This window comes from Curtobacterium sp. 320 (assembly GCF_031455235.1).
Classification (GTDB): Bacteria; Actinomycetota; Actinomycetes; order Actinomycetales; family Microbacteriaceae; genus Curtobacterium.
This window is the reverse complement of record NZ_JAVDSI010000001.1, coordinates 579,428-590,974: the sequence shown is the minus strand read 5'-3', so window position 1 is coordinate 590,974 and position 11,547 is coordinate 579,428. Positions and strand designations below refer to the sequence as shown.

Below are 11,547 nucleotides of genomic sequence, written 5' to 3'. Positions count from 1 at the left end.
TCAGTGCTCCTGCTGGTAGGTGGCGAGGGTCCGCGGCCCGAAGGCGTCCGGCAGGACCTCGTCGATGGTGCGGATGCCGGAGACGGTCTCGAGCAGCATGCCCTCGGTGGAGTGCTCGAAGAGCAGCTGACGGCACCGGCCGCACGGCATCAGGGTCGCCCCGTCGCCGTCGACGCACGTGAATGCGACGAGCTTGCCGCCGCCGGTCATGTGCAGCTGCGAGACGAGAGAGCACTCCGCGCAGAGCGTCACCCCGTAGGACGCGTTCTCGACGTTGCAGCCGGAGACGATCCGGCCGTCGTCGGTGAGCGCCGCGGCGCCCACCGGGAACGACGAGTACGGCGCGTAGGCGTGGCCCATCGCGGCCGTCGCGGCGGTCCGCAGGGCGGTCCAGTCCACGTCGGACGGGAGGCGCGGCTCGGCCCCCGTCCCGTCGCCGGCGGTCCGGCCGCCGCGCCCGTCCAGGGCCGTGGCCGGGTCCACCCAGGCGGTCGCGTCGGTGGACGCGATCTGGTCGTCGCCCGCAGCGTGCGTGTCGGTCATGTGCCGTGCCTCCTGGCCGTCAGCTCTTGATGTACGGCTTGCCGGACGCGGCCGGCCCACGCGACTGCCCGACCAGGCCGGCCACCGCGAAGATCGTCACCACGTACGGGAGCATGAGCAGGAACTCGCTCGGCACGGGCGAGTTGATCGCGCCGAGGGTGTTCTGCAGGTTCGACGCGAAGCCGAACAGCAGCGCCGCGAACGTCGCCTTGATCGGGTCCCAGCGACCGAAGATGACCGCCGCGAGCGCGATGTAGCCCGCGCCGGCGGTCATGTCCTTGGTGAACGGGCCGACCGCGTCGAGCGTGAAGTACGCGCCGCCGAGGCCCGCGATCGCTCCGGCGAGGGACACGTTCCAGAACCGGGTCCCGGTGACGTTGATGCCCACCGTGTCCGCCGCCTGCGGGTGCTCGCCGACCGCGCGGAGGCGCAGGCCCCAGCGGGTCTTGAAGAGCCCGAACGTCACGACCGCGACCGCCACGTAGGCCAGGTAGACCGTGACCCGCTGCTCGAAGAACACCGGACCGATGACCGGGATCTGGTGCAGGACCGGGATCGGGATGATCGGGAACCGGACGCCGACGTTGAGCGTGGTCTCGTTCGGCGAGAGCACCTGCGAGTACAGGAAGCCGGTCAGACCGGAGATGAAGGCGTTGATGACGACACCGACGATCACCTGGTCGACGAGGTACTTGATGCTGAACGCCGCGAGGATGAACGACACGAGCGTGCCCGCGACGAGCGCCGCGACGAGGCCGACCCAGGGCGAGCCGGTGATGGACGCGACCATGGCGGAGCTGAACGCACCGGCGAGGAACTGTCCCTCGATCGCGATGTTCACGACACCGACGCGCTCGGAGATGACGCCGCCGAGGGCACCGAACACCAGCGGGACGCTGAGGCTCAGCGCGCCGAGCAGCAGGCCGGGGATCGGCAGGGACTTGCCGGCGGCCGCCCACGTCAGGAACCCGATGACGAACACCACGGCGAACACCGCGGTGACCCACATCGGCACGCGGCGCACCGCACGGGTCTCGACGACCGCGTAGACGGTGAGGATCGCGAGCAGCACGACCACGACGATCCCGGTGCCCACGGCCGGCAGCGGCACGTCGGGCAGGGCGAAGAAGTCGCCGCTGTTGGCGAGGCGGAACGTGGTCGTCCCGGTGCGGGGCAGCAGCGCGAAGAGCACGAGGGCGATCAGCGTGAAGACGCCGTACCCGATCGCGAGCTTCCAGCTGCGGGTGGTCTCGACCGGACGGCCGGCGACCGGCGACGCGCTGGGCGCGGTGGGGCTGAGGGTGCTCACGCGGCGACCGCCTTCTTGCTGTTCTTCGTGGAGACGCGTCGACGAGCACCCGGCTGCGGGATCCGGAAGATCGCGCGGACGAGCGGCGGCGCCGCGATGAAGAGGACGATGAGGGCCTGGATGACGCCCACGATGTCGATCGGGATGCCGTTGGCGGCCTGCATGGCGTAGCCGCCGTTCTTCAGCACGCCGAACAGGATCGCGGCCCAGAACACGCCCCACGGCTTCGACCGGCCGAGCAGCGCCACGGTGATGGCGTCGAACCCGATGCCGGCGTCGATGCCGGAGGTGAACCCGGTCGTGACCGCGCCCTGCACCTGGTACGCGCCGGCGATGCCGACGAGGGCACCGGAGATGACGAGGACCCAGATGGTCAGGGACGGCACGCTCATGCCGGCCACGCGGGCGGCACGCGGGTTCTCACCGATGGTGCGGAAGCGGAAGCCGAGCGAGGACTTGTTCACGAGCCACCACACGACGACGACCGCGATGATCGCCACGACGAAGCCGAGGTCCACGCCGTAGCGCGCCCCGAACAGCGGCGGGAGCACCGCGCTGTCCTTCGTCGCGGGCGAGATCGGGTTCGGGCTGCCCGGCGCCTGCAGCAGGCCCGGCGTGCGGAGCAGGTAGCTCACGAGGTACAGCGCGACGTAGTTGAGCATGATCGTGAGGACGACCTCGTTGGCACCCGTCCGCGCCTTGAGGACGCCGACGATCCCGGCCCACACCGCACCGCCGACGATGCCGGCGATGATCGTGAGCGGGATGTGGATCGCCGCGGGGCCGTCGAACGAGAAGCCGACCCAGCCGGCCGCCGCGGCGCCCATCAGGATCTGGCCCTGGCCGCCGATGTTGAACAGGCCGGCGCGGAACGACAGCGCGATGCCGAGACCGGCCGCGATGAGCGGCACGGCGTAGTCGATCGAGCGGGTCAGCGGCACGATGGCCTGCTGGAAGCTCGACGCGCCGAAGTTGACGACGGACCCCTCGAACAGCGACGCGTACGCGCCGCCGACCGCGGTGCCGATCGCCCGGAAGGTGTCGGCCGGACGGGCGAAGAAGTACCCGGCGGCCGAGCGGACGTTCTCGTCGGTGATGGCGATGAGGATGCCGCACGCGACGAGGGCGAGCACGACGGCGAGGACCGTGACGAGCGCGGAGCCGTTGACGATGCCCTGCAGTGCGGCCTGCCAGCGGTCGCCGCCCTGGCGTCGCTCGGTGTCCTCGGCGGAGTCCGTCATGAGGTGCGGGGTGGACTCGACGTCCTGCAGGCGGTCGTCGGTCAGCGGTGCGTCCGGCTGCGTGTCGGCCGTCGGCTGGGCATCCGGCTGCGTGTTGTCTGGCGTGTTGCTCACGCTGCCAGCTCCGTTCCTTCTGGGAGTTCCCCGGCCATCATCAGGCCGAGGACGTCGCGCGGGGTGTCCGCGGGGACGATGCCGACGATCCCGCCGCGGTACATCACGGCGATCCGGTCGGCGAGTGCCACGACCTCGTCGAGCTCCGTGGAGACGACGATGACCGGGACACCGGTGTCGCGCGTGGCGACGATGCGCTTGTGCACGAACTCGATCGACCCGACGTCGATGCCGCGGGTCGGCTGTGCCGCGACGAAGAGGCGCAGGTCACGGCTCAGCTCGCGGGCGAGGACGATCTTCTGCTGGTTGCCGCCGGACAGCCGACCGGCCGCGGTGGTGCGGCTCGGCGTGCGGATGTCGAACTCGGCGATCTTCTCGTCGGCGAACGCGTCGCGCTCCGCCGATCGGATCGTGCCGGCGCGGACGAACTCGGCGTGGTCGGCACGGTCGAGCATGAGGTTCTCGGCGATGGTGAACTCGCCGACGAGCCCGTCTTCCTTCCGGTCCTCCGGGACGAAGCCGACGCCGGCGTCGAGGATCTGCTTGACGGTGCGGCCGGTGAGCTCGCGCCCGTCGAGCGTGACGCGGCCGGCGTGCACCGGCTCGAGGCCGAGGATCGCCTCGGTCAGCTCGGTCTGCCCGTTGCCCTGCACCCCGGCGATGGCGAGGACCTCGCCGCGCCGGACCGTGAACGAGACGTCGTCGACGAGGACGATGCCGGACGGGTCGGTGACGGTCAGCCCCTCGACGACGAGGGCGTCCTCACCACCGGTGGCTGGTGTCTTGTCGACGACGAGGGAGACGGCACGGCCGACCATGAGCGCCGCGAGCTCGTTGTTCGTCGCGGTGGGCGATGCCTCGCCGACGACCTTGCCGAGGCGGATCACGGTGATGCGGTCGGCGACCTCGCGGACCTCGCGGAGCTTGTGGGTGATGAACACGATCGCTGTGCCGGCCGCACGGAGCTGCCGCATGATGCCCATCAGCTCGTCGGTCTCCTGCGGGGTGAGGACGGCCGTCGGCTCGTCGAACACCAGGACCGAGGCGTCGCGGGACAGCGCCTTGATGATCTCGACCCGCTGCTGGACACCGACGGGGAGGTCCTCGACCTTGGCGTCCGGGTCGACGTCGAACCCGAAGCGCTCGGAGATCTCCCGCACGCGCTTGCGGGCGCCGGCGAGGTCGAGCCGGCCGCCGAACGCGGTCTGCTCCTGGCCGAGCATGACGTTCTCGGCGACGGTGAAGACGGGGACGAGCATGAAGTGCTGGTGCACCATGCCGATGCCGGAACGCATGGCGTCACCGGGTCCGTCGAAGTCCTGGACGACGTCGTCGAGGAGGATCTCGCCCTCGTCCGCCTGGTACAGGCCGTACAGGACGTTCATCAGGGTCGACTTGCCGGCGCCGTTCTCCCCGAGGAGACAGTGGACCTCACCGGGCTCGACGGTGAGCGAGATGTGGTCGTTGGCGACGAGGGGGCCGAACCGCTTCGTGATGCCGCGGAGTTCGAGCTTCATGTTCTCTGGGTCTGTTTCTGTGATCGACGCACGGAAACGCGGGCGAGGGAGGTTCCCCCGCCCGCGTTCACCGGACTACTTGACGGTCGCCTTGGTCTCGACCTTGATCGAGCCGTCGATGATGCCCGACTTGATGGTGTCGAGCTCCTTCTCGAGGCCGCTGTCGACCTTGTCGGCGTAGTCGTGGAACGGCGCGATGCCGACGCCGTCGTTCTTCAGCGTGCCGACGTACGGCTCGTTGGAGTACTTCTTGTCGGCGGCCTGCTCGACGACGTCCTTGACGGCGGGGCGCATGCCCTTCTCGACGGACGTGAACGCGATGTCCTTGTAGCGCGGGTCGGCCTCGTAGAGGTCGCTGTCCGCACCGATCAGGACGGAGCCGTTGTTCGCGTCCTTGATGGCCTCGGCTGCCGACTGGTAGATCGGGCCACCGACGGGCAGGATCACGTCGGCGTCCTGGTCGATCAGGGTCTGCGCGACGGCCTTGGCCTGCGTGCCGGCCTCGAAGCCGCCCGTGAAGGAACCCTTCTGGCTGTCGACGTCCCAGCCGACGACCTTGACGTCCTTCGACTTCTGCTCGTTGTAGTACTTCACGCCGTCCGCGAAGCCGTCCATGAAGATCGTGACGGTCGGGATCTGCATGCCGCCGAAGGTGCCGACGACGCCGCTCTTCGAGTACGAGGCGGCCGCGTAGCCGGCGAGGAACGCCGCCTGCGAGGTGTCGAAGGTGATCGGCTTGACGTTCTTCGCGTCGATCGAGTTGTCGTCGATGATCGCGAAGTCGGTGTCGGGGTTCGCCGCGGCCTGCTTCTTCGTGGCGTCGGCGAGGTTGAAGCCGACGGTGACGATGAGGTTGCAGTTCTGGCCGATGAGCTGCTCGATGTTCGAGTCGTAGACGGTGGCGTCCTTGGACTCGGCCGACTTGTAGGTGGCACCGAGGTCGGACGCGGCGTCCTTCATGCCCTCGAACCCGAGCTGGTTGAACGACTTGTCGTCGAAGCCACCGGCGTCGGAGACCATGCAGGGGCGGAAGCTGGTCTTGTTGTCGCCGGACGCGGTGTCGGACGGGGCGGCCGAGCAACCGGCGAGGACGGCGACGGTACCGGCGAGCGCGAGGGAGCTCAGCAGGACCTGACGGGTACGAGATGTCACGGGTGGGTTCCTCCGGGGAGCGTGCCCGGACCACGTGCGTTCCGGGCGATCGTGGCGACAGTACACGACCGCCCGGCCGGTACAGAACGCCCCTGAGGGACTCCTGGGATCAGTTACGGGATCGCGACCGCGCCGAAACGCGCCCGTAACGCGAAGTCACGGTTCTGCCCCCAGTTCGGGGGACGTCAAGCGCTTTTCGTGATGGAGCGCTACAGGACGTCGCCGCGGCCGCTGATCTTCAGTGCATCCACCACACCCTTGACGCGCTGCGCGTTCGCGCTGGTGGTCACGAGCAGGGCGTCGGGGGTGTCCACGACGACGATGTCCTCGACGCCGATGAGCGAGATGAGCCGCTGGCTGTGCGAGACGACGATGCCGCTCGACGAGTCCGCGAGGATGCGAGCGCCGTCCCCGAGCACCGCGAGGTTGTTCGCGCGGCCGCCGGACTGCAGCTTCGCGAGCGAGGCGAAGTCGCCGACGTCGTCCCAGTCGAAGTCGCCGGGGATGACCGCCATGCGCCCTGCGGCGGCGGCGGGCTCGGCGACCGTGTAGTCGATGGCGATCTTCTCGAGGTTCGGCCACACCGCGTCCACGACGGCACCACGGGCCGAGGTGTCCCACGCGTCGGCGAGCTCCTCGATGCCGGCGAGCAGCTCGGGTTTCGTCCGGCCGATCTCGGCGAGCAGCACGTCCGCGCGGGCGATGAACATGCCCGCGTTCCAGAGGTAGGTGCCCTGCTCGACGTACGAGCGCGCGGTGTCGAGGTCGGGCTTCTCGACGAAGGAGCGCACCGCGTGGGCGGTCGGGGCGCCCTCGATGCCGATCGGGTCGTCGTGCGCGTGGATGTACCCGAAGCCGATCGCCGGCTCGGTCGGCGTGATGCCGATCGTCGTGATGTAGCCGGCGCGTGCGGCGACGACCGCTTCGCGGACCGACCTGCGGAAGCCCCGGGCGTCACCGATGACGTGGTCCGCCGCGAAGGAGCCGATGACGACGTCCGGCTCGCGGCGGCGCAGGATCGCCGCGGCGAGGCCGATGGCCGCCGTGGAGTCCTTCGGCTCGCTCTCGAGCACGACGTTGTGGTCCTCGACGCCGGGGAGCTGCGACTCGACGGCGACACGGTGCGCACGGCCGGTGACGACCATGATCCGCTGCTCGCCGGCCAGGGGCGCGAGACGGTCCCACGTCTGCCGGAGCAGCGAGGTGCCGGACCCGGTCAGGTCGTGCAGGAACTTGGGCGCGTCGGCACGCGACAACGGCCAGAGCCGCGATCCGATGCCCCCGGCGGGGATGATCGCGTAGAAGTCCTCGAGTGCGTCTGCCACGTGCTCACCGTACCGGTGCGGCCGGGCGCGACCTGGGTGGTTCCCGCACGCTTCCCGCACGCACGCGGTGCGGGAGTCCGCACACGGCCACCGCAGCCGGCCCGCCGGTCGTGCGCCGCGCCTCCAGTCCGGTCGTCCACCACGCGCGGACGCGACCGTTCACCGCACGCGGACGCGGCTGTTCACCGCCTGCGTGCCGGGCGTTCACGTCGACGGCCCCGCGGGGACACGCCGCGCGCGGAGCATGGACACCGCCATGAACGCACGCAGCGTGGAGCGCGGCACGTCCCAACGGACCGTCGCCGTCGTGACCGAGAGCTTCCTGCCCACCCTCAACGGCGTCACCACCAGCGTCCTCGCGGTGCTGGACCACCTGGAACGCCGCGGTCACCGCGCGGTCGTCATCGCGCCGGACACCCCCGGCATCGCGCAGTTCCGCTCGCGCACCGCGGTGGAGCGATACCGCTCCTTCGACGTGCACCGGGTCCCGGCCGTCGCGTACCGCCAGTTCCCGGTCGCGCTCCCCCACCCGGTGCTCGACACGATCCTCGCCGCCTCCGGCGCCGACGTGCTCCACGCCGCGAGTCCGTTCCTGCTGGGTGGGCGCGCGATCACGGCGGCCGGGAGGCTCGGCATCCCCTCCGTCGCCGTCTTCCAGACCGACGTGGCCGGGTTCGCCCGCCGCAACGGCCTGACCGCGACCGTCCCGTTGGTGCGGAGGATCCTCGGACGCATCCACGCCGGCGCCTCGCTGACGCTCGCGCCGTCGAGCGCGACCGCGGCGATGCTCGCCGAGGACGGCGTCCCCCGCGTCGCGCGCTGGGGCCGCGGCGTCGACACCGAGCTGTTCCACCCCGCGCGCCGCTCGTCGGCGCACGTGCGGGCGCTCCGGCGGCGGATCGCCCCGCGCGGCGAGACCATCGTCGGGTACGTCGGGCGGCTGGCGCCCGAGAAGGAGGTCGAGCGGCTCGCGGAGCTCGGCGGCATCCCCGGGATCCGGATCGTGGTCGCGGGCGGCGGTCCCTCCCGGGCCGCGCTCGAACGGCGCCTCCGCCACCTGGACGTCACGTTCACCGGTCCGCTCCGCGGGGACGCGCTCGCGGACGCCTACGCGGCCCTGGACCTGTTCGTCCACACGGGACCGGCGGAGACCTTCGGCCAGACCCTGCAGGAGGCGCACGCCAGCGGGCTGCCGGTCGTCGCGCCGAGCGCCGGCGGGCCGCTCGACCTCGTCGCGCCGGGACTCGACGGCGAGCTGTACGACCCGGACGAGCCACAGGCCCTGCGTCGAGCCGTCCTCGCCCTGCACCACGACCGCGCCCTGGCCGAGCGGATGGGCTCCGCCGGGCGGCTCCGGGTCGAGGGGACGACGTGGGAGGCGATCGGCGACGAACTGCTCGACCACCACGACACGGCCCGCACGATCGGCGCGCCGCCCGCCACGACGCGGGGTGCCCGGACCGGTTGGCACGAGAAGGTCAGCGCACGCGCATAGGATGGGTCGTGTTCCACACGAACACGAACGGCAAGGGCTCGCCGATCGGGCGAGCCCGTCCTATGGGAGGACGAGCTCATGGCCGAGCAGACCGCAGGGGGTACGGCGACCGCCGCACCCCAGGTGACGATCGAGGCGCCGCGCGCTTCTCGGACACCGCAGGGAACGCTCTACCGGGGGTCCACCGGCATGTGGTCCTGGGTCCTGCACCGCATCACCGGTGTGGCGATCTACTTCTTCCTGCTCGTGCACATCCTCGACACCGCCCTCGTGCGGCTCTCCCCCGAGGCGTACAACGCGGTCATCGGCACGTACAAGACGCCGATCATGAACCTCGGTGAGATCGCGCTCGTGATGGCCATCGTCTTCCACGCGTTCAACGGGCTCCGGATCATCCTCATCGACTTCTGGTCGAAGGGCCCGAAGTACCAGCGGGCGATGTTCTGGATCGTGATCGTCCTCTGGGCGATCGCCATCGCCGGCTTCCTGCCGCGCCAGCTCATGAACCTCGTCGCGGACTTCAACTAGGGGGCATCCGGATGACCACGCAGACCATCGAGCCCCCGCGCTCGGCAGCAGCAGCCCGCCGCTCCACCAACTGGGAGAAGTGGGGCTGGATCTACATGCGCGGCTCGGGCGTCCTGCTCGTCGTGCTGATCTTCGGGCACCTCTTCGTCAACATGGTGGCGGGCGAGGGCGTCAAGCAGATCGACTTCGCGTTCGTCGCCGGCAAGTGGGCGTCGCCGTTCTGGCAGGTGTGGGACTCGCTCATGCTCGTCCTCGCGCTGATCCACGGTTCGAACGGCATGCGGACGATCGTCAACGACTACGTGTCGAAGCCGGGCATCCGCAAGACCCTGCTCGTCGCGATCCTCATCGCCTGCGTCGTGCTCATCGTGCTCGGCCTGCTCGTGTGCTGGACGTTCGACCCGTGCCCCGCCGGCGCAGCCGCCGCGGACCTGCCGTCGTTCTGCCCGGCCCAGTAGCCGCAGCACGCGTCCTCGACCTCGCCGCCGCATGCCCCTGCCGGCGCGGCACCACTCCGGAAAGGCCCCAGTGACCGAGACCACCGTTCACCACCACCAGTTCGACATCGTCATCATCGGCGCGGGCGGTGCCGGCATGCGTGCCGCCATCGAGGCCGGCCCGAAGGCGAAGACGGCCGTCATCTCGAAGCTGTACCCGACGCGTTCGCACACCGGTGCGGCGCAGGGCGGGATGGCCGCGGCGCTCGCGAACGTCGAAGAGGACTCGTGGGAGTGGCACACCTTCGACACGATCAAGGGCGGCGACTACCTGGTCGACCAGGACGCCGCCGAGATCCTCGCGAAGGAAGCCATCGACGCGGTCATCGACCTCGAGAACATGGGGCTGCCGTTCAACCGCACGCCCGAGGGCAAGATCGACCAGCGGCGCTTCGGCGGTCACACCCGCGACCACGGCAAGTCCCCCGTCCGCCGGGCCTGCTACGCCGCGGACCGCACGGGCCACATGATCCTGCAGACGCTGTTCCAGAACTGCGTGAAGCTCGGCGTGAACTTCTTCAACGAGTTCTACGCGCTCGACCTCATCATGGTCGACGTCGTCGGCGAGGACGGCGTCACCCGCAAGCAGCCCGCCGGTGTGGTGGCGTACGAGCTCGCGACCGGTGACCTCCACGTCTTCCACGCCAAGGCGATGATCTTCGCCACCGGTGGCTTCGGCAAGATGTACAAGACCACCTCGAACGCGCACACCCTGACCGGCGACGGCGTCGGGATCGTCTGGCGCACCGGCCTCCCGCTCGAGGACATGGAGTTCTTCCAGTTCCACCCGACCGGGCTCGCCGGCCTCGGCATCCTCCTCACCGAGGGCGCCCGCGGTGAGGGCGCGATCCTCCGCAACGCCTCGGGTGAGCGGTTCATGGAGCGCTACGCCCCCACCATCAAGGACCTCGCCCCGCGTGACATCGTCGCCCGGTGCATGGTGCAAGAGGTCGCCGAGGGCCGTGGCGCGGGGCCGAACAAGGACTACGTGCTGCTCGACTGCACGCACCTCGGGGCAGAGGTGCTCGAGACCAAGCTCCCCGACATCACCGAGTTCGCGCGCACCTACCTCGGTGTCGACCCGGTCGTCGAGCCGGTGCCCGTCATGCCGACGGCGCACTACGCGATGGGCGGCATCCCGACCAACACCGACGCCGAGGTCCTGTACGACAACACCACGGTCGTCCCCGGGCTCTACGCCGCCGGCGAGTGCGCCTGCGTGTCCGTCCACGGTTCGAACCGCCTCGGCACCAACTCGCTGCTCGACATCAACGTCTTCGGCAAGCGCTCGGGCAACAACGCGGCCGAGTGGGTCAAGACCGCCGAGTTCCTCCCCCTGCCCGAGGACCCGGCCGCCGGCGTCCGCGACATGCTCGCGCAGCTCCGTGCCTCGACCGGCACCGAGCGCATCGCCGTGCTCCGCAAGGAACTGCAGGACGAGATGGACAAGAACGCGCAGGTGTTCCGCACCGACGAGTCGCTCGCCCGCGTCACCGAGACCATCCACACGCTCCGGAACCGCTTCCTGCAGGTCTCCGTGCAGGACAAGGGCAAGCGGTTCAACACCGACCTGCTCGAGGCCGTCGAGCTCGGGTTCCTGCTCGACCTCGCCGAGGTCGTCGTGTACTCCGCCCGGAACCGCAAGGAGTCCCGCGGCGGCCACATGCGCGACGACTACCCGAAGCGCGACGACGAGAACTACATGCAGCACACCATGGCGTACCTGACGGGCGACCCGCACTCGTCACTCGCCGACGACCACATCACCCTCGACTGGAAGCCAGTCGTCGTGACGCGGTACCAGCCGATGGAGAGGAAGTACTGAG

The 11,547-nt window shown here is 70.1% G+C and carries 10 protein-coding genes; 4 read left to right on the top strand and 6 right to left on the bottom strand.

The features are described 5' to 3' along the window. The 6 genes from J2X60_RS02865 to J2X60_RS02840 form a co-directional block, all read right to left on the bottom strand. Window positions 1-399: a cytidine deaminase gene (locus J2X60_RS02865; RefSeq protein ID WP_070419511.1), complete on the bottom strand. Its 399-nt coding sequence runs from the start codon at window positions 397-399 to the stop codon at window positions 1-3. A 163-nt stretch (window positions 400-562) separates the two neighbouring features. Then, window positions 563-1,852 (bottom strand): ABC transporter permease, encoded by a 1,290-nt coding sequence (locus tag J2X60_RS02860; RefSeq protein WP_070418443.1) that lies wholly within the window; start codon window positions 1,850-1,852, stop codon window positions 563-565. Then, window positions 1,849-3,207, bottom strand: coding sequence for an ABC transporter permease (locus J2X60_RS02855; RefSeq protein WP_396127773.1), 1,359 nt, complete (start codon window positions 3,205-3,207; stop codon window positions 1,849-1,851). The genes J2X60_RS02860 and J2X60_RS02855 overlap by 4 nt, the downstream gene beginning before the upstream one ends. Continuing rightward, window positions 3,204-4,724: an ABC transporter ATP-binding protein gene (locus J2X60_RS02850; protein ID WP_309886427.1), complete on the bottom strand. Its 1,521-nt coding sequence runs from the start codon at window positions 4,722-4,724 to the stop codon at window positions 3,204-3,206. The genes J2X60_RS02855 and J2X60_RS02850 overlap by 4 nt, the downstream gene beginning before the upstream one ends. A 75-nt stretch (window positions 4,725-4,799) precedes the next feature. Next, window positions 4,800-5,876, bottom strand: coding sequence for a BMP family protein (locus J2X60_RS02845; RefSeq protein ID WP_070418441.1), 1,077 nt, complete (start codon window positions 5,874-5,876; stop codon window positions 4,800-4,802). A 209-nt stretch (window positions 5,877-6,085) separates the two neighbouring features. After that, the gene (locus tag J2X60_RS02840; RefSeq protein WP_070418440.1) at window positions 6,086-7,201 is read right to left on the bottom strand and encodes a mannose-1-phosphate guanylyltransferase; all 1,116 of its coding nucleotides are present in this window, start codon (window positions 7,199-7,201) and stop codon (window positions 6,086-6,088) included. Between the two features lie 256 nt (window positions 7,202-7,457). Between J2X60_RS02840 and J2X60_RS02835 the strand changes: the two genes are divergently transcribed. The 4 genes from J2X60_RS02835 (at window position 7,458) to sdhA (ending at window position 11,546) form a co-directional block, all read left to right on the top strand. Beyond that, entirely contained in the window at window positions 7,458-8,696 is a 1,239-nt protein-coding gene (locus J2X60_RS02835; RefSeq protein WP_309886426.1) for a glycosyltransferase family 1 protein, read from the top strand. 78 nt (window positions 8,697-8,774) lie between these two features. Continuing rightward, entirely contained in the window at window positions 8,775-9,224 is a 450-nt protein-coding gene (gene sdhC, locus J2X60_RS02830) for a succinate dehydrogenase, cytochrome b556 subunit (RefSeq protein WP_083414140.1), read from the top strand. An 11-nt stretch (window positions 9,225-9,235) separates the two neighbouring features. Continuing rightward, entirely contained in the window at window positions 9,236-9,682 is a 447-nt protein-coding gene (gene sdhD / locus J2X60_RS02825; RefSeq protein WP_070418438.1) for a succinate dehydrogenase, hydrophobic membrane anchor protein, read from the top strand. 70 nt (window positions 9,683-9,752) lie between these two features. Then, a complete protein-coding gene (gene sdhA / locus J2X60_RS02820) occupies window positions 9,753-11,546 on the top strand; it encodes a succinate dehydrogenase flavoprotein subunit (RefSeq protein WP_070418437.1) in 1,794 nt (597 codons plus the stop codon). Window position 11,547: the final 1 nt, after the last annotated feature.

Excerpts from the sequence above, each read along its gene's own strand:
- J2X60_RS02850 (WP_309886427.1), bottom strand. The coding sequence starts at position 4,724 with ATGAAGCTCGAACTCCGCGGCATCACGAAGCGGTTCGGCCCCCTCGTC.
- J2X60_RS02835 (WP_309886426.1), top strand. The coding sequence starts at position 7,458 with ATGAACGCACGCAGCGTGGAGCGCGGCACGTCCCAACGGACCGTCGCC.
- sdhC (WP_083414140.1), top strand. The coding sequence starts at position 8,775 with ATGGCCGAGCAGACCGCAGGGGGTACGGCGACCGCCGCACCCCAGGTG.
- sdhD (WP_070418438.1), top strand. The coding sequence starts at position 9,236 with ATGACCACGCAGACCATCGAGCCCCCGCGCTCGGCAGCAGCAGCCCGC.